Below are 21,416 nucleotides of genomic sequence, written 5' to 3'. Positions count from 1 at the left end.
ATGAATATTTCCTTTAAAATAATTAAAATTCATTCAGTCATAACAGCAATTATTATTAGTAGTTTTATTTTATTTATTTCTAGCAGTTTACGTCATGCTTTATTTCAATCTAATGCTTATGATTTAGGAATTTTTGATAATGGTATTTATTTAATCAGCCAAGGAAAAGAACCCTTTGTATCTTTTCGAGGATTACATATTTTAGGAGATCATGCCGCTTATATTCTGTATATTATTGCCTTATTTTATAAAATTTATCCTGATGTTCATTGGTTATTTGCGATTCAAGCTTTTTCCCTGTCCTTGGGTGCGTTACCGACTTATCAGCTATCGTTACAAGCGGGTTTAAAGGAAACCCAAGCTCAAACCTTAGCTTTTGTGTATTTATTATATCCATTAATTTTTAATGTTAATTTATTTGATTTTCACCCCGAAGTCATCGCTTTACCTGCAATTTTATATGCCGTTTTATTTGCTAGAAGCAATAATATTTTAGGATTTATTTTCACAATTTTTATTATTTTAGGTTGCAAAGAAGTTTTATCTGTATTATTAATCGCAATGGGAATTTGGCTATTAATATTTGAGAAAAAATGGCGTTATGCTATTCTCTCAATAATTTTAGGACTCTTGTGGTTTTTCATCTCTACAGAATTCATTATCCCCCACTTTTCCCAAGCCCCTCCTATCGCCGTTGGGGTTTATAGTTTCCTCGGAAATTCTTTACCTGAAATCACCTTAAATATTATTTTAAAACCGGGATTAGTATTAAGTAAAATTTTAACCTTAGCCAATTTAGAATACTTAATTTTACTTCTAATTCCTTTAATTTGGGGCTTATGGGGACGACATTTAACCCCCCTAGTTTCTGCTACACCGATTTTATTTTTAAATCTGTTAGCCGAAAATCCGCAAATGAAGAACTTAACGCAACAATATTCCTTAGCGATTTTACCCTTTCTGATGTTAGCAGTTATTGAAAATTTAGCGAACGGTGAAGGATGGTTTAAACAGAGAAAATGGATAATTTTATGGTCGTTAATCGCCTTTTTTGCATTAGCAAAATATGGTTATTTTACCTCTAAATATTTAACAACCCTGGATAATTGGCAAGCAACACGGGAAGCCCTCAGCTATATTAAAACTCAGGATAATGTCTTAACAACGGATAAAATCGCCCCCCATCTCACCCATCGTCCTCGCCTAGAGTTAGCCATTGAAGGACGAGAAAAACTCGATTTAGAACCCTTTCAATACGTCTTATTAAACCAACGTCACCCCGGATGGCCGAGTTCTCCTGAATTAATCATCGGGTTAGTAAAACGTTTACAAAATCACCCTCATTTTAAATTAAAATATTATCGAGATGGTGTTTGGTTGTTTGAAAAATTTTCTAGGGAATCAACAAATTGAATAATGACCACAGATGGTGGCTTTCAAAAATTAAAGCCACTGCCCAAATTAAAATACTGATGCCAACAGCAGCAGCAGAAATGTCTTTGATAGCGCGAATTTTCTCATCATACTGTTGTTCCAAAAAATCACATAAACCTTCAATGGCACTATTGAATAATTCAGCGATTAACATTAGCCCCGTCACTAAAAAAATAAATATGAGATCCGGCCATTGGCTAAAAATCACAGCAATAACTAAGACGACGACAGATAAAATGACTTTGTAAGCAACACTAAACTCCGTTGCGATCGCAATATGAAGACCTGCTAAGATTACTTTGAGCTTGCGAATCGGATGATAACCAGATTTGCGGAATTTGCTAGCCATAAATTTTATCTGTAGCGCCCCTTTAAGGATTTCATCTTCAATTTTCTCAGAATTTTCACAGAAAATGTTATCATTAATCATTAAGGGCGAGTGTTCTCGCCCCTATCTTCTGGCTTCTAATTACTTAGATTGAGCTTGAGTTCCTTGTTTTGTTTTAGCAATTTCGCCCTTGAGAATTTCTAACCCTTTAACATATTGAGGATCAGCCGTTGTTCCTACTTTTGTCCGATCTTTTCTTAACTCATCTCGTTGGGCTTCGGTGAGTTCAACTTTAATATCCGGTTGAATTCCTTCATGGTTAATATCTCGACCACTGGGGGTAAAATATTTCGCAATGGTGACAGCTAAACCCGAACCATTTCCCACTCCTCGGACAGATTGAACTAACCCTTTCCCAAAGGTTTTTGTTCCCACTATAACCCCTCGTTTGTTATCTTGTAATGCACCGGATAAAATTTCACTGGCGCTGGCTGAACCCCCATCTACTAAAACCACTAAGGGTTTATTGGTTAACGCCCGATTATTGGCTTTTTGACGGTCTGTTTCCCCTTGACGATCAACCGTAGAAACAATATCTCCTTGATTTAACCACATTCGAGCAATTTCAATGCTAGAATAGAGTAATCCCCCCGGATTTGAACGTAAATCAAGGATATAACCCGCCACATTTTGTTTCTCTAAATCGTTAATGGCTTCGCGCATTTCTTCAGACGCATTCGCGCTAAAAGTATTTAAGCGAATATAACCAATTTCTCCCGCCGAACTTGTATTTTTAGACGCACGAACCGGATGAATTTCAATGCGATCGCGAGTAATATTAAAATCTAAAGGTTTATCTCCCCGTAATATTTTAATATTAACTTTTGTTCCCACTGGCCCGCGAATTAAAGTCACCGCTTCATTAATATCCATTCCCTCGGTGCTGCGACCATCAATTTCACTAATAATATCTTGGGCTTGAACTCCGGCGGTAAATGCAGGAGAACCTTCAATGGGAGAAATCACCACTAATTTTTTCGTTTCTTCATCTTGGGTTAATTGAATCCCGACCCCGGTTAATTCCCCAGACGTATCAATTTGCATATTTTTAAATTCTTCGGGGTTCATGAAGCGCGTGTAGGGGTCATCGAGCTTCTTCAACATTTCCCGAATAGCGGTGTAGGCTTGTTCGTCGCTGGTGTAGTTGCGGTTTAAATATTCAGTGCGAACAGCCGTCCAGTCCACTTGATTAAAGGTTCCATCCACATAACTTTTATGGATCACCTGCCAAACTTCGTCAATTAACTCCTTGGGACTTTCCCGAAAGGATGCTTGACTCGAAAGATGAATTCCCGCCCCTGCAACCGCCACAGCCGTTAACATCACTGCCGTTGCACCAAGAACAAGCCCACTTCTTGAAATAACCATCTGTTTGCTGAACCAGAAAATATAAATTTCAATATCAATACGCCCAATTTAGCATAGGTTTCAGATTTCGGGTGTTGATTGTTAACGGTGGACTGTTGATAGCCAACCGTTAACACGACCCTTAAGGATCAACCCAACGGCCATCCGCTTTAATTAAGTTAATTAATTCTTCTACCCCTTGAGTTTCAGGGACTTTTTTAATCTCTTCTCGACCGCGATAAAGAGAAATAAAACCCGGTTGTTTACCCACATAACCATAGTCTGCATCCGCCATTTCTCCGGGGCCATTGACAATACATCCCATCACCGCAATATCTAAACCTGTTAAATGTTTTGTGGCTTCGCGGACTTGATGTAAGACTTCTTCTAAGTTAAATAAAGTACGACCGCAGGACGGACAAGCGACATATTCCACCATCGTTTTCCGCAGTCCTAAAGCTTGCAGAATACTATAACAAACGGGAATTTCTTTTTCAGGCGCTTCGGTTAAAGAAACTCGAATCGTATCCCCAATTCCCCCGGCTAATAACGTACCAATTCCAGCCGTTGATTTAATCCGACCATATTCTCCATCTCCGGCTTCTGTCACCCCTAAATGTAAGGGATAATCCATGCCTAATTCATCCATCCGTTTGACCATTAAACGGTTCGCTGCTACCATCACCGGAACCCGTGAGGCTTTGAGGGAAATCACAATATTTTGAAAATCCAAAGATTCACAAATTTTAATAAATTCTAACGCCGATTCTACCATGCCTTCTGGAGTATCGCCATAGGTAAATAACATTCTTTCGGCTAAAGAACCATGATTTACCCCAATTCGCATGGCTTTTCCTTGATCACGCAAAGAAACCACTAAAGGTTCTAAGGTTTGCCTAATTTTATCGCCAATTTCATCAAATTCAGATTGAGTATATTCGGTGCGATCGCTTTTGGGTTTTTCAAATACATATAACCCTGGATTAATTCGCACTTTATCCACATATTTTGCCACTTCCAGGGCGATTTTCATGCCATTATGATGAACATCCGCCACTAAGGGAACAGGTTGATACGTTTCGGCTAATTTCTGTTTAATTTTACCAACAGCCGTCGCATGACCCACACTGGGAACTGTCACCCGCACAATTTCACACCCGATTTCATGTAAACGACGTACCGCAGCCGTCGCCCCATCAATATCCATCGTATCTTCATTAATCATCGATTGGACAACAACCGGATGACCCCCCCCAATGGTAACAGTTCCCACCTGGACAGGGCGAGTCTTGCGGCGGTGAATCATCGTATCCACCGGAGTTTGATCGGATGTCGGTTGAGTTGGAACAGGTAAAGTTTGCATAGTTAATAATAGATTTCTGTCAATCAGCGATCAGAATGGTGTCTCCTATTAACTAATAGATTGCCATAAAAGGGGCATTTATGGAATTCCCATTGCGGATCATCAAGTCGCTTAGGCAGGAAAGGCGGAATTTATTCTACAATTTAAACTAGGCTTAACTTAATTTATCCTGATTGTTACAGAAGGTTTAACAATGTTGTTAGCACTGAATCGGATCACAGTTCCCCCCGGACAAACGGTGTTCTTGAATCATATTACTTGGCAAGAATTTGAAACCATATTAGAAGAATTAGGCGAACATCGTTCATCCCGAATTGCTTATGCAAATGAAACCTTAGAAATTAGGACTCCCTTACCTGAACACGAATCTAGTAAAGAATTAGTGAGTGATTTAATTAAAGCGTTACTAGAAGAACTCGATATCGAATTTTTTCCTTTGGGTTCTACGACTTTCAAAAATCAACTCATGCAGCAAGGAATAGAACCCGATAACTGTTTTTATATTCAACATGAAGCGTTAGTCAGAACTAAAAAACGATTAGATTTAACCGTTGATCCCCCTCCAGATTTAGCCTTAGAAATTGATATTACTTCCCGCACCCATCCTCAGATTTATGCTGCGTTAGGGGTTCCTGAACTCTGGCGGTTTGAAAACAGGATCTTAAAAATTTATATTTTGCAAAATGGAGACTATCAAGAAACGCAATACAGTCCCACCTTCCCCAATTTACCCTTAACCGATATTATTCCTCAATATTTACAACAAATTCAAACATCAGGACGAAATGCCACTATGAAACAATTTAGAACCTGGATCAAAACTTTGTAGGGTGTGGCTATTATATTTATTATCACTTTATCCTCCCTATCACTATAAAATAAAACCAGGGATTGCACCAATTCAGAGGGAATCACAAGACCTATGTACCTAAATGATTATCTCAAAGACAAACAAGCCGAGTTTATTCATCGTCTCAAAAATGGATTAAATAGTTTACTCTGTTATGAAAGACCGGGAATTTATGGAGAGATTAAAACCCTTTCGGGTCAGGACTTAAACCCCATTCGTCAACACGCTTGGGATATGGTTAGAAAATATCGGAAAGTTGACCCGCAAGTGGTTTTCAGAAATACGATGATGGGAAAACTGGGAGAAGAAATCGTTAAGAAATATTTAGGAGATTTGGTCGGTAATATTAACTATGAAATTATCCCAGAAACTGGCGATGGTCTGATTGATCTCCGTATTAGTACGGATTATTCGATTGGAATTCAAGTGAAAACTCGCTATAGTTCTCCAACAATGGCGCAATGGTGGGTAAGTTGGGAAGAAATTACTAAAAATCAAGCTATTGTTTGTATCTTAATTTATTCTAATTCTCAGACTATTGTTAAATTTGATGAGTTTAAATCCGAATATTCTGCTATTATTGCTGGGTTTCTTCCCGCTCGTTTACTTCAGAAACGCATTGAACAAAAAGAAATCCCTTTAGAATATTATCAAAATCACAGTATTGTTAAATTGCAGATTAATGACTTACATTATGGCGACGGTCTAAGGAATTTCTTAAAAGGCTTAACCAATAATCCCGATTTTTACCTAGAATCTGGGTTAAATTGTGCTGAACAACAGGGAGATTATCAAACCGCCATTAAAAATTATACGAAAGCATTACAACTACAACCTACTTATGCAGATGCTTATCGTTATCGCGGAATAGCTTACTTTAAAATAGGTCAAAAACAGGCAGCTATTGATAATTTATTAGATGCTTCCGATTTATATTCTAAACAAGGGAATATTAATGCAGTTCAAGAAATTAATTTGATGATTCGAGATGTTCAAAAAATTAATGAACCTCTCTCAACCGTCGAAAAATGGAATTGTATCCAAACTCTAAAACTCCATTCCGCTAATATTTTTTGCTGTACTATCAGCACCAACGGTCAAATTTTAGTCACCGGAAGTAAAGATAAAAGTGTTAAAGTTTTAAATCCTCAAACCGGAGAATTGTTACACACCTTTACTGGACATCACGATCATATTTATGCCGTTGCTATTAGTCCCAATTCTTCTATAATAGCCAGTGGGAGTTGTGATAATACTATAAAACTTTGGAATTTACAAACCGGAGCATTAATCAAAACTATTAAAGTTCATTCTCATTATATTACCAGTTTAAAATTTACTCCCGATGGCGAAAACTTAATTAGTGGCTGTTGGGATTATACCGTGCAGTTATGGAAAGTCGCCACCGGAGAAAACCTCAGAACCCTTTATAAACATTCTGGGGCTGTTGATTGTGTCGATATGACTTCTAATTGGGATTTTATTGTTAGTGGCGGAAGGGATAGAAAAGTGATGATTTGGGACTTGAGAAATATGAAAATTTGCCGAACTTTAGTTCAACGATTTTATATCCGATCTTTAGCCATTAGTCCCGATAATCAATTTATTGTCACGAGTAGCGATGATGGTAAACTGTTTATTTGGAATCTGCAAAAAGGTCAACTGATTCGCACGTTAAATCACCATAAAAATTGCGTTTATACCGTTGCAATTAGTCCTGATGGTAATAGAATAGCCAGTGGTAGCTCTGATCAAACGATTAATATCTGGAATTTACACACCGGAGAATTAATCGAGAGTTTAAACCCTCAAGGTGGCGCGATTTATTCCGTTACTTTTATTACCCCCGATGGTCATACTTTCGCCAGTAGTCATGGAGATGGAAGCATTAAAATTTGGAAACAGAGTTAGAGAATAGCTAGAGATTTCGTTATTATGATTAAAAGACAACCTTAAATCGCAGCACCCACCATTGCAATTTTGCGGTATTCTTCAGCCACATTTTGGCAAGCTTTAGCACAGTTTTGACAGTGAGTGTTATTGTGTTTTTGACATTCTTTAGCGCAAGCTTCACAAATTTCTAAACAAGTCCGACACAGAGGCGCAATAAAGCGGGAACCGCGACTCATAAACCCTGCAATTGCCCAACAGAGTTGAGAACAATCTCGGCATAAACGAGCGCATTCTGGCATATTTCCGATACATTCATCGGCACAGTGTTCACACTCAACTGCACATTGTAGGACAATTTCAAGTCCAGATTTATGATTTTGATGAGGCATTTTTTTATTCTCCCAAAAAATAAGCATTACTAAAACTACTATTATCAAAAACAATATTGTTCTCCTCTTTCTTCAGGAATAGATTATGAAAAATATCTCGATATTTCTCCATCAGGAAGCATAAACTTAATCCGGTTCTCTACCTAAATATAGATTAACAGTTGGCTCCAATTCCATACAATATCCTCAACCCAGACTGAGGATAATTTGAGTGAGTCAGAAACACGATGATTTAGGAGAACAAGCCTTAAGCAAACTAGCAGAAATGACTCTAGCTAGTCAATTAGATGAAGTTGAAGAACTGGATGTCAATGTTAATACTGATCCGATTAAGTTAGTTCAGGGTCAAGTTGACTCCGCCACAATTTCAGGAACAGGAATGGTGATGAAAAGCGACTTGAGAATGGAAAAAATGGAAATGAAAACTTCTGAAATTTCTATTAATCCCCTGAGTGTTGCTTTCGGACAAATTGAACTTAAACATCCGACCCAAGCAACGGCTGAAGTTGTGTTAACAGAAGCCGATATTAATCGGGCTTTTAATTCTGATTATATTCTCAAAAAACTGCAAGGTTTAGAAATTGCAGTTGAGGGAAATCAGAACATTATTGATACTCAAGCGGTTGAATTCAAACTCCCTGGAGATGGTCGATTTTTTCTCCAAGCTTATCTGATTTCACACCCCAAGGGAGAATCCTCAAAAATTGCATTTACAGCTTTACCGGAGGTCAGTTCAGATCGCAAAACGATTCAACTCAAGGATATTCAATATTCTCAAGGAGGAAATGTTTCTCCTGAATTAACTCAGGCGTTAATTGATGAATCTAGCGAACTCTTAAATTTAGATAATTTTAACTTGAAAGGGGTAAATCTTCGCATTCAACGCTTAAATTTAGAGCCTCAAAAAATCACCTTGTTAGCAGAAGCCGATGTTGAATCTTTTCCATCAGCTAGTTAGTTTTGGTTGAAGTTTATGCTCAACCTCAGACATTTACCTACATTTACCATTGGAGATCAACTCATGACCCGCATTACTCATTTAGAACCTTTAATTGAAGGCAACGAACGGGAATATTATGATAGTGGTATTCCCAGTAGTGTTGCAATTTTAGGACATCCTCTGCATCCTTTAATTGTTACCTTTCCCGTTGCTTTTTTAACAACAGCTTTATTGACAGATATTCTATTTTTATTAACCAATTCCTCATTTTGGGCAACCGCATCATTTTGGTTAATTGTAGGTGGAATTTTAACTGGAATTTTAGCTGGATTAACAGGAATGTTAGATTTCTTTAAAATTCATCGAGTCCGAGAACATAAAGCGGGATGGATTCACATGGTCGGTAATATTACTGCGTTAGTATTATCAGGAATTAGTTTATTTTTACGGTGGGATAATGTTATTGATAGTATTGCTCCTTGGGGAATTATTCTGTCTTTAGTTGTGGCTGGACTTTTAGGAATTACAGGATGGTATGGTGGTGAATTAGTCTATCGCCATAAAATTGCTGTTATCGGAGATGGAAATCCTCACCAAGCTTAAAAAAATTCTAGCTAGGGTGCATTATAAAAACTCCTAATGCGCCCTAAAGTTTTCATTAAACTAATTCAAAAAAAGCAACAATTATGGACAGTTACGACGTTATTATCATTGGAGCAGGTCACAACGGTTTAACTTGTGCTTCCTATCTTTTAAAAGCAGGATACAGTGTTTTATTACTCGAAAAACGTTCTGTTCCTGGGGGGGCTGCTACGACAGAAGAAGCCCTTCCTCAAGAAGCTCCGGGGTTTAAATTTAATCTGTGTGCGATTGATCATGAATTTATTCATTTAGGGCCAGTAGTAGAGGAATTAGAACTGCATAAATATGGATTAGAATATTTATTTTGTGATCCGATTGTATTTTGTCCTCATCCTGATGGTAAATACTTTTTAGCCCATAAATCCATTGAAGAAACCTGTGCTGAAATTGGACGATATAATGCCAGAGATGCCGCTAAATATCGAGATTTTGTCGGATTTTGGCAACGGTTTATTAATGCTGCAATTCCCATTTTTAGCGCTCCCCCTCAATCTGTTATTGATATTGCTGGAAACTACAATATTAGTAAACTGAAAGATTTGTTTTCTGTTTTGGGTTCCCCGGAAAAAGCCCTCGATTTTGCTCGAACCATGTTAAGCAGTGCTGAGGACTTATTAAATGAATGGTTTGATGAGGAATTTCTCAAAGCACCTTTAGCTCGGTTAGCATCAGAATTAGGAACGCCACCGTCACAAAAAAATCTCGCCGTTGGTGCGATGATGATGACCATGCGACACCATCCAGGAATGGCTAGACCGAAAGGAGGAACAGGAGCATTAGTTCAAGCTTTATTAAATTTAATTCAAGCTCATGGCGGTGAAATTTTAACGGATCAACACGTTGAAAAAGTATTAGTTGATGATGGAAAAGCCATTGGAGTTAGAGTTGCCAATGGCAAAGAATATCGAGCTAATAAAGGAGTAATTTCTAATATTGATGCGAAACGATTATTTCTGCATTTAATGGATGCTGCGGATGTCGATGATGCCGATTCTGAATTGCGAGAACGGTTAGAACGGCGAATTGTTAATAATAATGAAACAATTCTCAAAATTGATTGTGCATTATCGGAACCTTTGCGGTTTGAACATCATGATCATCGAGATGAATATTTGATAGGTTCTGTATTAATTGCGGACTCGGTTAAACAGGTGGAAATTGCTCACCATGATACTACTTTAGGCAAAATTCCTGATGCTGATCCTTCGATGTATGTTGTGGTTCCAACAATGCTTGATCCAACGATGGCACCTGAAGGAAAACATACCCTGTGGATTGAATTTTTTGCCCCTTATCAAATCGCTGGAGCCGAAGGTACAGGATTAAAAGGAACAGGTTGGACAGATGAATTAAAACATAAAGTAGCAGATCGAGTTTTAGATAAATTAGCGGACTATTCCCCGAATTTAAAACAATCGATTATTGCTCGTCGAGTTGAAAGTCCAGCAGAATTAGGAGAAAGATTAGGAGCTTTGAATGGGAATTACTATCATATTGATATGACCTTAGAACAAATGATCTTCTTCCGTCCTTTACCAGAAATCGCAAATTATCACACTCCCATTAAAGGGCTATTTTTAACGGGAGCCGGAACCCATCCAGGCGGCTCAATTTCTGGCTTACCGGGTCGCAATTGTGCCAGGGTATTTTTACACCATCAACAACCCGTTTCTCAAACTTTGACTGAAGCTTATCAATCGCTTAAATCCATTACCAATTCGGTATTAGGAAGTTAAAGAGAAATCCTCAATCATTCAAAAAAACTGTAGGGGTGGTGTCCCTTCCAACCCCATCTTTACTTAGGATTAAAAACCCAGCCTCTACAATAAAATATTACAATTTATTGGAAATAATATGAAATCCCTAAATGTTGGCTACAAATCCCCCTGTAGAGACGTTGCATGCAACGTCTCTACAGGGGGGTTGGGGGGATCATCTGTAGCGTTCATAATGGGATTTCATATAATTAGATAGTTTATTATGAATTAAAATAGGAAAAATCAGCCTCAACTTTATAACAGTAATTGTAGAACTTGTATAGGTTATTCCCCACGAAAGATGAAGGTTAGATCTTGAATTGATTAAAGTATAAATAGTTAAAAAAGCCTTAAAATCAGGAGATTTAAAATGAATCGTGATTCTGAACCTAGAGCGAATTTAAAAGAATTTGAACAACCGATGAGTCCCCAGGAAGTTGATCCTCAACAAAAACGTTGGCAAAAGGAAGAGTTAGAAAAAAATGGCAAAACACTCACGGCTAACCCTGGAGACCGGATTGATAACTCTAAAACCTTAGCAGAAAAAGCGAAACAAGTTGCGGTAGATGCTCCAGATATTACCGGAGATCATATTGTTGTTCCGACTTATTTTATGGTTGAATATCCCGATGGGGAAAGAAAAGCTCTTCATCATGTTAGAGATGCGGAAGAGATTTCTGATGTAATTCGTCAGGCGAGGATGGATGAAAATGGAAATCGAATTTGGTGGTAAATTCTGTTAATTTTAACAAGTTGAAGGGGGATTTATGCCCTATCAAAATTTAGAAGAGTTACCGGATTCTGTCAAATCCCATTTACCAGAGCACGCTCAAGAAATTTTTCGGGCTGCCTTTAATCACGCCTTAGATGAATATCATCAAGAAGAAATTGCTTTTCGCGTTGCTTGGAGTGCTGTTAAACGGAATTATGACAAAGGAGAAGACGGAAATTGGCATGAAAAATAAGGATTTTTTCGGTTTTTTATCATAAATTAAAGCATCATCAAGTTTTGTTGGGTGGGTGAGCCTTATCGCAACCCGCCTTAATTAATTTAATATCAATTACAACTTATTGTAGATTGCAAACTGAACAATTTTCTTGGACAAACTGAACGATTTATTTGTAAAGGCTTTAACAGTAGATCTGTCTTATGGATGAGGAATTCCTGTTTTTTCTATGCAAAATTAGAATCTATGAAAATGAAATTTAGAAGTTTGGAGAACACAACATGGTAACGACTTTAACGGATGCAAAACGCGAAGCAATTGGTCAAAAACTGGCGACCATGAAAACCGTGCAACAACTTCTGATCGAAACTGAACAGATGTTTGTTCGGGAGTGTAATGTCCCTGAAATTCGTCAACAATTCCAAGAAATGTTAGATGATGACCACAAAAATATTGGCATCATTGATACGGTTATTACCCAATATGGCATTCAATCTCAACCGAAAGAACAAGCCACGAAAATGATTGATCTCGCCAAAGAGATGATGAATAAATCTGACTTAACTTTCTATGAAAAAGTGGCTCAACATGAACTGCTGAAGCATGAACAAGTCATGTCTGGTTTATTGGTTCATAAAGCGGCTCAAGTGGTCGGTGCTGATGTGGAAGCTGCTATTACACCTTTAAATACAGTTAACTTTGAAAACCGCGCTCATCAAGAAAAACTCAAAGGAATTTTAGAATATTTAGGAACCCAAGAATTAACGGGTCAAGCTCCTGATCAAAGCATTTGGGGACGGGTTCAAGATGCGATCGCAGCCTTATCTGGGGTGATGGGAAGTGCTGTTACCCAAAGTTCTGATAAGTCCGATATGAATATTCAAGATGTAATTCGGATGGATCATCAGAAGGCTAAAACGTTAATTGCTGAAATTGAAAATTGCAATGATTCTCAAAAAATTCAAGAATATTTCGGACAATTATACAAAGATTTAAGTGTCCATTCCGAAGCTGAAGAACAAATCCTTTATCCTAAAGTTCGTTCTTTCTATGATGATACTCAAAATCTGTATAATGAACAAGCTGAATTGAAAGGGGTTTTAGAAGAACTGAAATCTCTGAGTCCGAGTTCTGCACTGTTCAAAGATAAAATTAAGCAAGTCAAAGATATGGTTAACCACCATACTCGTGAAGAAGAAAATGATGTCTTTGCGGTGATTCGGAAAAATTTCTCGACCAGTGAACAAGAACAGTTAGCGACTCAGTTCAAAGACGCTAAAAAACAACTGCAAACTCAAATGGCTTCTCAAAAATAAACGCTTAAAATCCCACGCTATTCAGAATTTTCATCTCATTTAACTCGCATTTTCACACAATAGGTTCTTGTAGAGACGCGCTTGGCACGTCTCTATTTTATGTCTATTAACGCGAACCAAAATCACGAGTTCCAGGATATCCTGAAACCTCTGCTAACTTTTCTAAACTTTGGACTCCTGAATACATCTGGCCCTTAACTTCCCAGGTCGGATAGCCTTGAATATTTTTGGCTTTACACACATCAGGTTGAGGATCTTTTCCGCCTTCTTCACATTCAATATAAGACAGTTTCTCCACAGCTTGTTTGCCAAATAATTCTTTCTGTTCATGACAGTGAGCACACCAAAATGCTCCATACATTTTAGCTCCAGACTGCGTTAAATATTGAGCTAGTTCGATATTTGCCGGGTTAGAAATTGTTGTGATATTAAAGGGATTTTTTTCAACACGAGGGCTATTAATGGGGGAATAAACCGCTAAGGTTCCAATTAACGTGATCATTCCCACAACAACGGTAATAAAAAAGAGTTGACCTCGATCTTCCCAATCTCGACCTAATAAAGCTAAAATGAATAAACTGATTGAACAAACAGCAGAGGCAATACAATAAATACACAAAGATTTAATGACAAATGCCATTAAATACATGAGATAGCCACTGAAAACCATCATGGCGGACGCTTGAGCAAATATCAACAGCCATGTCCAATCTTCGGTTTTTGTTCTTAAACTTTTGTGGGTTTCTGGGTTAATTAACCAAGGCGAAACAGCCATCCCAGCCATGATTGTATACGCTAAAAATCCAAACAAAGCTAGAGGTAAACCAAAGACAACCGCATAGGGACTTGACAGAACTTTATCACAACCTGTGATCGGGCAAGCCGCTGTTCCCCCGGTCAGTTTAACAAGGGTTAAATAGGCAGTAATCACTGCACCAACGGTAGCGAGACTAGCAATGATAAATCTTGATTTTTGCTGAATCCAAGGGGTTGAACGTCGGCGAATCATAACACTATTCTTGTGGGTTATACTGAAAAAAATTTTATATCCTTTTAGGGATTGTAACCCATGAGAATTTTATTAGTGGAAGATGAACCCGATTTAGGGAAAGCCATTAAACGAATATTAACCCAAAAAGCCTACGTTGTAGATTGGGTTCAGGATGGCAGAGAAGCTTGGGGTTATTTGGAAAATCAATGGACACAATACACTTTAGCAATTTTTGATTGGTTATTACCGGGGTTATCGGGAATTGAATTGTGTCAAAAACTTCGACACCAAGGTAGTTTTATTCCGATTTTAATTTTAACCGCAAAAGATACGGAAGCGGATAAAATTATGGGGTTAGATGCCGGGGCAGATGATTATTTAGTAAAGCCTTTTGGCATGGGAGAATTATTAGCTCGTTTACGCGCTTTACAAAGGCGCTCTCCCCAACTTCAACCCCAAAAATTACAATTAAATCATTTTATATTAGATTATCAATTTTATACATTTTCTGATCAAAAAAATCCTAATTATCCTTTAACAATTAGTTTAACCAATAAAGAATTTCAACTGTTAGATTATTTTATGCGACATCCGAACCAAATTGTTAACCGCGATCAACTTTTGGCTCAACTTTGGGAAATCGGATCTGAACCGGAAAGTAATGTTGTAGCGGCTCAAATTCGCTTACTCAGACGGAAACTTTCGGAAATTGGTTGTGATCATTTGATTGAAACGGTTTATGGTTTAGGATATCGTTTTTTAATAGATAATAATTCATGAATCAAAACTCACTGTTTAAACGGACAAAATTACGCTTCACTTGTTACTATGCTGGGGTGATGGGAGTGATTCTTAGTATTTGTGGTTTAGGGGTTTATGAAGCGATCGCCCATGCCCATTGGATTACCTTAGATCGAGAAATAGAATCCGTTGCTGGCGCATTACATGATAGTTTAGAAACGGTTTTAAAACAACCCGGACAGTTAGAACCCGATGTGTTAAGAATTATTCCTGATTTATGTTTTATAGATTCTAAAAAAACTGATGATATTCGGTTTGTTTTTACTCACTATCCCAACAATAAATCTAATAAAAACAATATTTTAACTAATCCAAACTTAGAAGTTAATTGCTTACCTATTCTTAATGAAAAGGGCAAAGAGTTTCATCGGTTAGCACCCTATCATAGTAATTATTATTTAATTCGTTTATTTAATAATTCAGGGAAATTAGTAGCATTTACCGGAACCCATCATCGTGATTTATTTCCTCGTTATCAAGGAGAAATTTGGCAAACCTTTACGGATAAACAAGGAATTCGCTATCGTCAATATTCTTTAATTTTACACACTCGAACTCAACAAAATTGGGGAATTTTACAATTAGGGCGATCGCTACAAGATTTTGATCAATATATGAATGTTGTAACCTTAATTGTAGTCATCGGTTTACCTTTAGCGTTAATATTAGTAGGGTTTGCGAGTTGGAAATTAGCCGGAATTGCCATGCAACCCATTTATTATTCTTACCAACAAATTCAACAATTTACCGCCGATGCAGCCCACGAATTAAGAACACCTTTAGCCGCCATTCGTGCTACTGTAGAATCCACAATAAAACTCGAACCTTTGACCGAAATTGAAGCCAAAGAAACGTTAAAAATTGTAGACAGGCAAAATTATAGACTTTCCCAATTAGTCAAGGATTTATTATTATTATCTCGTATGGATCAAGATGCTTTACCTCTGCCTAAAAAATTATGCTGTTTAAATGATTTAATCAGTGATCTTGAAGAAGAGATCGCTGTAATAGTATTAAATTCTGAATTATTTGTAACTACAGATATCCGAGAAAAACAACCCGTTTATATTCTAGGAAATGAAGAACAACTCTATCGAGTTATTTTTAATTTAGCCATTAATGCAATTCAATATACTCCCCCTGGCGGTGAGATTATTTTAAGTTTAAATTCTAGTCATCAACAAGCTATTATTCAAGTCAAAGATACAGGAATTGGTATTCCTTTAACCGAACAATCTCGAATATTTGATCGATTTTATCGGGTACATAGCGATCGCTCTCGCAAAACCGGAGGATCAGGCTTAGGATTAGCCATTGTTCAAGCCATTGTTCAAGCGCATCGTGGTAGTATTGAGGTAGAAAGTCAACCCGGAATCGGTAGTACCTTTACCATTCGATTACCTTTGAAGCCAACTGCACCCCTTGTCTCTTATTCTAAGGGGAAAGCATCAGGATAATTTTCTGGTTAGATTATAAACATTTGCTATTTTTTCTAAAGTTTTCTAAACTTGATCTAGACTCTCCAGTAACTGGAGACTTTATACTAGAACTATTAATAGAAATGTTAAATTGATCAGAGGAAATAGATCATGAAAATTAACCGATCTCATACTCAGATTAAAGGATTTGCGATCGCCACAGGTATTGCGTTGATTTCTCTGGGTTATTCCCATCCTTTATTTGCTCAGTCTAACCCAAATTCTCCCCAACCTATCCCTAATAATGGAAATAATTTTTATCCCCCTTGTCAGCAACTTATGGGGCAAAATCATCCCATGATGGGTCAAGGTTGGCGGGGAAATGCTTCCGGTGCAAAAGGTCAATATTCCCGTTCGATGTATGATCCGAGTCGTGTAGAAACAATTCAAGGAACCGTTACAGAAATACAAGGCGGAAATCGTGGAAATCGAATGCCTCACGGGATGTATTTACTGATTAAAACGAATACAGAAACCCTCGGACTTCATGTTGGGCCAGTGTGGTATTTAGATCAACAAAACTTTCAAATTCAACCCAATGATACCCTAGAAGTTACGGGAACGCGAGTGAATTGGGGAGGACAACAAACTTTAATGGTCGGAGAAATTAAAAAAGGAAATCAAACCTTACAATTACGGGATGAAAAGGGTTATCCTCGCTGGATGGGATGGCAGCAACAAACCCCTAGTAATTAATCGTTAATTGCTTAATATTGATTTGATCCGGTGTCTTTGATCTTGAAGGGTCAAGGATTACCGGATTTTAACAGAATTGGTCTTATAATTCCCCTTGCTAACTCGCCGTTAAAAATAGATAATCGGTGTAACCTTTCTCTAAATTCTGATCTCCTTTGCCGTAAAACGTTGCAAAATCAGGAGTATTAAAAGCAGCATCTGTTGCCAAACGTTCAGGTAAATCAGGGTTAGCAATGAATAATTTTCCAAAAGAAATCAATTTCTTTCTGAGAGCTACCACCGCTTTAAACCATTGGTTGGAAATTGCGATCGCTGATAATGGCATTAATATTTCTAAAGAGGTTCAGCATCAGATTTTTAATCCATATTTGCCTTTATATTTCCACCTTACTAAATCTCTATGTTAGCTGCTTTCTCCAAACGATTCGTTTCGCTAGCTAGTTGCCTCTTTGAGTAAATCATCCCAATTATCAGGAGGATAGCCACTGTCAAGCATTTTCTTAAAAACTCGATAAGCGTCTGTATTACTATCGTAAGCTCGTTTAGAGTTTTCATCGTTAACCCAAGCGTAGACAATTATTTTGCTTTCTTGATGAAATCGAAAGAACAACCGATATTGTTGAAAAAATTTTGCTCTAAACCAGTGTTTGTAATCATCTCCAAGGGTACTCCCTTGACGATACTCGCTACGGGTTGGATCTTGAGGAATAGTATCAAATGCTAACTTTGCGATCGCTGCTAGACGCTTTGTAGCGTTTTTCTTTTTGTAGTCTTGAGGATACTTCTGGCGCAACTGTTCAACCTGGGTCAGAAGTTCTTCAAACTGGTTAAGAAATAGAGGATGAGCAAATAGATTCCACCCATTAATGACAAGCGGTTGATTGACAAACACACTTACTCATCCTCATCCAAAAGTGGTGCATCCAGATCCAGATCAACATCAGAAACCAACGACTGAACACGGTTGACTAAATCAGAGCTAAGTGTTTCTAAGTGCTGAGGATTGTTTTTAATATCTTGTGCTAGAAAATTCAGAAATTCTCCAAGTATTGGATCATTTTCTGTTGTGTCAGTACGAGAAATGACGACTTGACCGTCAGACTGGAGGGTGTAGCAAATTTTATCACGTTTATTCAAGCCCAGAGCTTTGCGAATCGGCTCAGGAATTGTAGTCTGATAACGATCTGTGAGAGTAGATTCTGAGCATGGGGCGGGTTTTACAGTCATAGCGACCTCTAAACCGATGGATTAAACTGTATTTCTAAGGTAATGCAATTACATTGTCTTGTCAAGATTGACATGATTGAGACTTAATAATGATTCAGTCTATAAGCTGTAATATAATAAATCTATATACCCAGACACAAGAGATATAGTATGTTTGAAGTAGAAGAATATTTATTCCCAAATTCTGATACAGTTGTAGGTCATCCAACACATGATGAATATATTAATTGCCCTGCAAGCGCATTTCTGACGTTCTGTGTCAGTGCAAAAGACTCTATTGAATATTGTAAAAACAACTTTTAATAGCTTAGGTTTTAAATAGGGAATATTAGAAATTAAGTCAATTCATTTACTCGGATATAGAGGAGAAAGTGCAGTTACAACGGGAATTATATTAGCTGATACGTTGAAAGATTGGCACAATCCTGAAATAGTCAATAGATATATGAAATCATTCGGATTTAAAACTGATTTTTTTTTTCAAATAACGATAAAAAAGATTTAGAATGCTTTTGGCAATTAAGGCATTCAATTGTTCATACTGCTGCAACTCTCACTAAGCCAGATGCACAAAAAGTACAAAGGTTAAATGATTTTGCAGGAAAAAATATAATTTTCAAGAACAATTTTATTTATGAATTGGCAAAACGAATGCACAGTATGGTTAAACAGGCAAATAAAAGGATAAGCGATGCTTTCATGCAGCGACTGAGAAGTGATTGTAATCAACAAGAACGAGACAGTATAGAATTATTTTTTGAAGTAAAAACTCCTGATCGTAAATGGAAAAATTTCAACTTTGAATAAAACTGACTCAATTCTCAGCTTATTCCTAAATCAACCCTCATCCTTTCCCCGAACAACGAACTGACCTGCTACCATAGTCATCAACTTGAACGACTCAAGACTCAATACCAGATTGTTTTAATTTTCCCAACATCAATGAGAACTTCAAAACTTTTATCTCGGACAAGCACTCAGTCAGCAAAATTTACCGTTTCCAGCTTAATTTTCTTTTCTTTACTCGTTTTTTCTCCCAAGCTAACCGTCGCCCAAGAACGGGAACCCAAAGACATGAACATCCCCCTCAAAATAGGGGTGGTGCAACACTTTGGGCAAAAACCCACGGATCAACTCATTCTCAAAGCTCAACCCGGAGATCACTTAACCCTAGAGTTTCAAACGCCCCAAGGAAACAAAGAACTGCATACGGAGACGGTGATTCTGAAAATCGGCGTTGAACCCCTTCCTGAACCGGAAGTTGAGGAAAGGGTGGTTTTGAGTACCCACCGCAGCTATGAAAATGCTGAAGAAGACGCTCAAAAATGGCGATCGCTCGGTTTAGAAGTAGAATTAGCTCAACCGGATCGCTGGCAAGTTTGGGCGAAACGTAGCATCTATAATACCCCCCTGCTGCGACGTTGGTTAATCGATAGTTTACAAGCCCAAGGCCATAAAATTCCTCGGTTAGAAACTCAAGTGCTTACCCAAAAACGTACCCCCTATTGGACAGCCGCAGGATATCGCTACAACCGTAATCAACTGGAGATTACAACCCCCCAGAATGTGATTCAAGTGAGTCAAAAACCGAATGATCCCCAACCTTTGGTTTATGGGGGAAGTTTACAACTGCAACCGGATGCTTATGGAACCTACACCCTGGTTAATAACGTGCCCTTAGAGACTTATTTACGGGGTGTCGTGCCTCATGAAATTGGAGCTTGGCCCCCCGATGCGTCGATCGAAGCCCAAGCGGTTTTAGCGCGAACCTATGCGTTACGAAATCTGCGACGATTTGAAGCAGATAATTATCATCTCTGTGCTAATACGGACTGTCAAGTGTATAAAGGGTTAACAGAAGTTTATCCCAGTACGGATCAAGCGATTAATGTTACAAACGGTTTAGTTTTAACCTATAACAATCAATTGACGGATGCGGTTTATTTTTCCACCAGTGGGGGAGTTACAGCCAATTATAATGATATTTGGAATGGGGAACCGCGACCTTATTTAAAAGGCGTAATTGATGCTCCGAATAAAATTTGGGATTTATCTCAACAAAATTTAGCATCAGAACAAAATTTTCGACGGTTTATGAATTTGCAAAAGGGATTTAATGAAACCGGAGAATATGACTTTCGTTGGCGAGAAGAAACAACGTTAGAATCAATGGCAGCCCATTTGCGTCTTTACTTGAAACGCCGCAATTTGCCTAATTCTAATTTTAAGAATATTCAAAAGGTTGAGATTGTAGAGCGATCGCCAACGGGACGAGTTTTGAAAATGACGGTAACGACGGATCAAGGGGTGTTAGAAATTTCCAAAGATGAAATCCAAAGTGCTTTTTTACCCCCGATTAGTACGTTATTTTATATTGATCCCGTTTTTAATCCCAACAAAACCTTAAAAGGCTATGTTTTTGTTGGGGGTGGTTATGGACATGGGGTGGGTATGAGTCAAACGGGCTCCTATCACTTGGCTAAATTGGGATGGTCAAGCGAGAAAATTTTAAACTTTTACTTCCCTGGAACCCAACTACAACCGTTTAATACTGCGATGCAGTTGGGACAATAACAAAAACTCCAAGTTCAACGTTGAAAGATATCTTTCAACGCTGAACTTGGAATCAAAAACTCATCATTAATATAAATCGTCTTCTTTGTGAGTTTCGATGACGCAATCAGAAGTGGGGTAAGCAACGCAGGTTAAAACATATCCTGCTTTGATTTGGTCATCATCTAAGAAAGACTGATCAGATTGGTCAACTGTACCTGATTCGATCTTACCTGCACAGGTTGAACAAGCACCCGCACGGCAAGAAGACGGCAGTTCTAGCCCCTGTTCTTCTGCGGCTTCTAAAATGTACTCATCATCGGGGACTTCAATGGTCTGATCGCCTTCTGGCGTTTTCAGTGTGACTTTATAAACAGTAGCCATGTAGTGTTCCTCTCGTGAAT

23 protein-coding genes are annotated in these 21,416 nt (G+C 37.9%); 14 read left to right on the top strand and 9 right to left on the bottom strand.

What is annotated here, in order from left to right:
* Positions 1-1,413 (top strand): DUF2079 domain-containing protein, encoded by a 1,413-nt coding sequence (locus H6G57_RS12220; protein WP_190518908.1) that lies wholly within the window; start codon positions 1-3, stop codon positions 1,411-1,413.
* On the opposite strand, the gene H6G57_RS12215 is transcribed toward H6G57_RS12220, so the two are convergent.
* From H6G57_RS12215 to ispG, 3 genes are all read right to left on the bottom strand, one after another.
* Entirely contained in the window at positions 1,394-1,783 is a 390-nt protein-coding gene (locus tag H6G57_RS12215; protein ID WP_190518906.1) for a diacylglycerol kinase, read from the bottom strand. The two genes, H6G57_RS12220 and H6G57_RS12215, sit on opposite strands and share 20 nt — an antisense overlap.
* Positions 1,784-1,903: 120 nt before the next feature.
* The gene (ctpC, locus tag H6G57_RS12210; protein ID WP_190518904.1) at positions 1,904-3,190 is read right to left on the bottom strand and encodes a carboxyl-terminal processing protease CtpC; all 1,287 of its coding nucleotides are present in this window, start codon (positions 3,188-3,190) and stop codon (positions 1,904-1,906) included.
* 121 nt (positions 3,191-3,311) lie between these two features.
* Positions 3,312-4,532 carry a (E)-4-hydroxy-3-methylbut-2-enyl-diphosphate synthase gene (ispG, locus tag H6G57_RS12205; protein ID WP_072719448.1) on the bottom strand — a complete coding sequence of 407 codons (1,221 nt, stop codon included), beginning with the start codon at positions 4,530-4,532 and terminating at the stop codon, positions 3,312-3,314.
* Positions 4,533-4,725: 193 nt separating this feature from the next.
* Between ispG and H6G57_RS12200 the strand changes: the two genes are divergently transcribed.
* On the top strand, positions 4,726-5,361 hold the full coding sequence (locus tag H6G57_RS12200) for a Uma2 family endonuclease (RefSeq protein ID WP_190518902.1): 636 nt from the start codon (positions 4,726-4,728) through the stop codon (positions 5,359-5,361).
* Between the two features lie 93 nt (positions 5,362-5,454).
* Positions 5,455-7,293 (top strand): tetratricopeptide repeat protein, encoded by a 1,839-nt coding sequence (locus H6G57_RS12195; protein WP_190518901.1) that lies wholly within the window; start codon positions 5,455-5,457, stop codon positions 7,291-7,293.
* Positions 7,294-7,334: 41 nt separating this feature from the next.
* On the opposite strand, the gene H6G57_RS12190 is transcribed toward H6G57_RS12195, so the two are convergent.
* The gene (locus H6G57_RS12190) at positions 7,335-7,664 is read right to left on the bottom strand and encodes a four-helix bundle copper-binding protein (protein ID WP_190518899.1); all 330 of its coding nucleotides are present in this window, start codon (positions 7,662-7,664) and stop codon (positions 7,335-7,337) included.
* A gap of 211 nt (positions 7,665-7,875) precedes the next feature.
* On the opposite strand from H6G57_RS12190, the gene H6G57_RS12185 reads away from it, so the two are divergent.
* From H6G57_RS12185 to H6G57_RS12160, 6 genes are all read left to right on the top strand, one after another.
* Entirely contained in the window at positions 7,876-8,622 is a 747-nt protein-coding gene (locus H6G57_RS12185) for an LmeA family phospholipid-binding protein (protein WP_190518897.1), read from the top strand.
* A gap of 15 nt (positions 8,623-8,637) precedes the next feature.
* Positions 8,638-9,207 carry a DUF2231 domain-containing protein gene (locus H6G57_RS12180; RefSeq protein ID WP_309235872.1) on the top strand — a complete coding sequence of 190 codons (570 nt, stop codon included), beginning with the start codon at positions 8,638-8,640 and terminating at the stop codon, positions 9,205-9,207.
* Positions 9,208-9,290: 83 nt separating this feature from the next.
* Positions 9,291-10,982 carry a beta-carotene ketolase CrtO gene (gene crtO, locus H6G57_RS12175; RefSeq protein ID WP_190518895.1) on the top strand — a complete coding sequence of 564 codons (1,692 nt, stop codon included), beginning with the start codon at positions 9,291-9,293 and terminating at the stop codon, positions 10,980-10,982.
* A gap of 391 nt (positions 10,983-11,373) precedes the next feature.
* A complete protein-coding gene (locus tag H6G57_RS12170) occupies positions 11,374-11,736 on the top strand; it encodes a hypothetical protein (protein ID WP_190518894.1) in 363 nt (120 codons plus the stop codon).
* Between the two features lie 34 nt (positions 11,737-11,770).
* Positions 11,771-11,968 carry a ChaB family protein gene (locus H6G57_RS12165; protein ID WP_190518892.1) on the top strand — a complete coding sequence of 66 codons (198 nt, stop codon included), beginning with the start codon at positions 11,771-11,773 and terminating at the stop codon, positions 11,966-11,968.
* A gap of 263 nt (positions 11,969-12,231) precedes the next feature.
* Positions 12,232-13,266: a hemerythrin domain-containing protein gene (locus H6G57_RS12160; RefSeq protein ID WP_190518890.1), complete on the top strand. Its 1,035-nt coding sequence runs from the start codon at positions 12,232-12,234 to the stop codon at positions 13,264-13,266.
* Between the two features lie 106 nt (positions 13,267-13,372).
* Here H6G57_RS12160 and H6G57_RS12155 read toward each other — a convergent pair whose 3' ends face one another.
* The gene (locus H6G57_RS12155) at positions 13,373-14,275 is read right to left on the bottom strand and encodes a vitamin K epoxide reductase family protein (protein ID WP_190518889.1); all 903 of its coding nucleotides are present in this window, start codon (positions 14,273-14,275) and stop codon (positions 13,373-13,375) included.
* 60 nt (positions 14,276-14,335) lie between these two features.
* Here H6G57_RS12155 and rppA point away from each other — a divergent pair, with 60 nt between their 5' ends.
* The 3 genes from rppA to H6G57_RS12140 all read left to right on the top strand — a co-directional run bounded on the left by rppA (position 14,336) and on the right by H6G57_RS12140 (position 17,232).
* Positions 14,336-15,037 (top strand): two-component system response regulator RppA, encoded by a 702-nt coding sequence (rppA, locus tag H6G57_RS12150; RefSeq protein WP_190518887.1) that lies wholly within the window; start codon positions 14,336-14,338, stop codon positions 15,035-15,037.
* Entirely contained in the window at positions 15,034-16,515 is a 1,482-nt protein-coding gene (gene rppB, locus H6G57_RS12145; RefSeq protein ID WP_190518885.1) for a two-component system sensor histidine kinase RppB, read from the top strand. Before rppA ends, rppB begins: the two co-directional genes overlap by 4 nt.
* A 132-nt stretch (positions 16,516-16,647) precedes the next feature.
* The gene (locus tag H6G57_RS12140; RefSeq protein ID WP_190518883.1) at positions 16,648-17,232 is read left to right on the top strand and encodes a hypothetical protein; all 585 of its coding nucleotides are present in this window, start codon (positions 16,648-16,650) and stop codon (positions 17,230-17,232) included.
* Between the two features lie 97 nt (positions 17,233-17,329).
* Here the strand turns inward: H6G57_RS12140 and H6G57_RS12135 are convergent, their stop codons facing one another.
* The 3 genes from H6G57_RS12135 to H6G57_RS12125 form a co-directional block, all read right to left on the bottom strand.
* A complete protein-coding gene (locus H6G57_RS12135) occupies positions 17,330-17,557 on the bottom strand; it encodes a hypothetical protein (RefSeq protein WP_026786334.1) in 228 nt (75 codons plus the stop codon).
* A 108-nt stretch (positions 17,558-17,665) separates the two neighbouring features.
* The gene (locus tag H6G57_RS12130; RefSeq protein ID WP_190518881.1) at positions 17,666-18,124 is read right to left on the bottom strand and encodes a type II toxin-antitoxin system YhaV family toxin; all 459 of its coding nucleotides are present in this window, start codon (positions 18,122-18,124) and stop codon (positions 17,666-17,668) included.
* A 2-nt stretch (positions 18,125-18,126) separates the two neighbouring features.
* A complete protein-coding gene (locus H6G57_RS12125; protein ID WP_026786336.1) occupies positions 18,127-18,459 on the bottom strand; it encodes a type II toxin-antitoxin system PrlF family antitoxin in 333 nt (110 codons plus the stop codon).
* Between the two features lie 150 nt (positions 18,460-18,609).
* Between H6G57_RS12125 and H6G57_RS28775 the strand changes: the two genes are divergently transcribed.
* Together H6G57_RS28775 and H6G57_RS12120 are read left to right on the top strand one after the other, a co-directional pair.
* The gene (locus H6G57_RS28775) at positions 18,610-18,762 is read left to right on the top strand and encodes a hypothetical protein (protein WP_206756691.1); all 153 of its coding nucleotides are present in this window, start codon (positions 18,610-18,612) and stop codon (positions 18,760-18,762) included.
* 639 nt (positions 18,763-19,401) lie between these two features.
* Positions 19,402-21,033, top strand: a complete 1,632-nt coding sequence (locus tag H6G57_RS12120; protein ID WP_190518879.1) for a SpoIID/LytB domain-containing protein — start codon at positions 19,402-19,404, stop codon at positions 21,031-21,033.
* A gap of 66 nt (positions 21,034-21,099) precedes the next feature.
* On the opposite strand, the gene H6G57_RS12115 is transcribed toward H6G57_RS12120, so the two are convergent.
* Positions 21,100-21,396, bottom strand: a complete 297-nt coding sequence (locus H6G57_RS12115; RefSeq protein ID WP_072716820.1) for a ferredoxin — start codon at positions 21,394-21,396, stop codon at positions 21,100-21,102.
* Positions 21,397-21,416: the final 20 nt, after the last annotated feature.

Origin of the sequence: Planktothrix sp. FACHB-1365 (assembly GCF_014697575.1) — a bacterium.
GTDB lineage: Bacteria > Cyanobacteriota > Cyanobacteriia > Cyanobacteriales > Microcoleaceae > Planktothrix.
The sequence above is the reverse complement of the archived record's forward strand: the minus strand, read 5'-3'. Positions and strand labels throughout refer to the sequence as shown.

What these genes read in the sequence shown, in the direction of transcription:
- H6G57_RS12200 (WP_190518902.1), top strand. Translation starts at nt 4,726, where the DNA reads ATGTTGTTAGCACTGAATCGGATCACAGTTCCCCCCGGACAAACGGTG.
- H6G57_RS12155 (WP_190518889.1), bottom strand. Translation starts at nt 14,275, where the DNA reads ATGATTCGCCGACGTTCAACCCCTTGGATTCAGCAAAAATCAAGATTT.
- H6G57_RS12115 (WP_072716820.1), bottom strand. Translation starts at nt 21,396, where the DNA reads ATGGCTACTGTTTATAAAGTCACACTGAAAACGCCAGAAGGCGATCAG.
- H6G57_RS12140 (WP_190518883.1), top strand. Translation starts at nt 16,648, where the DNA reads ATGAAAATTAACCGATCTCATACTCAGATTAAAGGATTTGCGATCGCC.
- H6G57_RS12135 (WP_026786334.1), bottom strand. Translation starts at nt 17,557, where the DNA reads ATGCCATTATCAGCGATCGCAATTTCCAACCAATGGTTTAAAGCGGTG.
- rppA (WP_190518887.1), top strand. Translation starts at nt 14,336, where the DNA reads ATGAGAATTTTATTAGTGGAAGATGAACCCGATTTAGGGAAAGCCATT.
- H6G57_RS12125 (WP_026786336.1), bottom strand. Translation starts at nt 18,459, where the DNA reads ATGACTGTAAAACCCGCCCCATGCTCAGAATCTACTCTCACAGATCGT.
- rppB (WP_190518885.1), top strand. Translation starts at nt 15,034, where the DNA reads ATGAATCAAAACTCACTGTTTAAACGGACAAAATTACGCTTCACTTGT.
- H6G57_RS12190 (WP_190518899.1), bottom strand. Translation starts at nt 7,664, where the DNA reads ATGCCTCATCAAAATCATAAATCTGGACTTGAAATTGTCCTACAATGT.
- crtO (WP_190518895.1), top strand. Translation starts at nt 9,291, where the DNA reads ATGGACAGTTACGACGTTATTATCATTGGAGCAGGTCACAACGGTTTA.
- H6G57_RS12220 (WP_190518908.1), top strand. Translation starts at nt 1, where the DNA reads ATGAATATTTCCTTTAAAATAATTAAAATTCATTCAGTCATAACAGCA.
- ctpC (WP_190518904.1), bottom strand. Translation starts at nt 3,190, where the DNA reads ATGGTTATTTCAAGAAGTGGGCTTGTTCTTGGTGCAACGGCAGTGATG.
- H6G57_RS12215 (WP_190518906.1), bottom strand. Translation starts at nt 1,783, where the DNA reads ATGGCTAGCAAATTCCGCAAATCTGGTTATCATCCGATTCGCAAGCTC.
- H6G57_RS28775 (WP_206756691.1), top strand. Translation starts at nt 18,610, where the DNA reads ATGTTTGAAGTAGAAGAATATTTATTCCCAAATTCTGATACAGTTGTA.
- H6G57_RS12160 (WP_190518890.1), top strand. Translation starts at nt 12,232, where the DNA reads ATGGTAACGACTTTAACGGATGCAAAACGCGAAGCAATTGGTCAAAAA.
- ispG (WP_072719448.1), bottom strand. Translation starts at nt 4,532, where the DNA reads ATGCAAACTTTACCTGTTCCAACTCAACCGACATCCGATCAAACTCCG.
- H6G57_RS12180 (WP_309235872.1), top strand. Translation starts at nt 8,638, where the DNA reads ATGCTCAACCTCAGACATTTACCTACATTTACCATTGGAGATCAACTC.
- H6G57_RS12170 (WP_190518894.1), top strand. Translation starts at nt 11,374, where the DNA reads ATGAATCGTGATTCTGAACCTAGAGCGAATTTAAAAGAATTTGAACAA.
- H6G57_RS12165 (WP_190518892.1), top strand. Translation starts at nt 11,771, where the DNA reads ATGCCCTATCAAAATTTAGAAGAGTTACCGGATTCTGTCAAATCCCAT.
- H6G57_RS12120 (WP_190518879.1), top strand. Translation starts at nt 19,402, where the DNA reads ATGAGAACTTCAAAACTTTTATCTCGGACAAGCACTCAGTCAGCAAAA.
- H6G57_RS12195 (WP_190518901.1), top strand. Translation starts at nt 5,455, where the DNA reads ATGTACCTAAATGATTATCTCAAAGACAAACAAGCCGAGTTTATTCAT.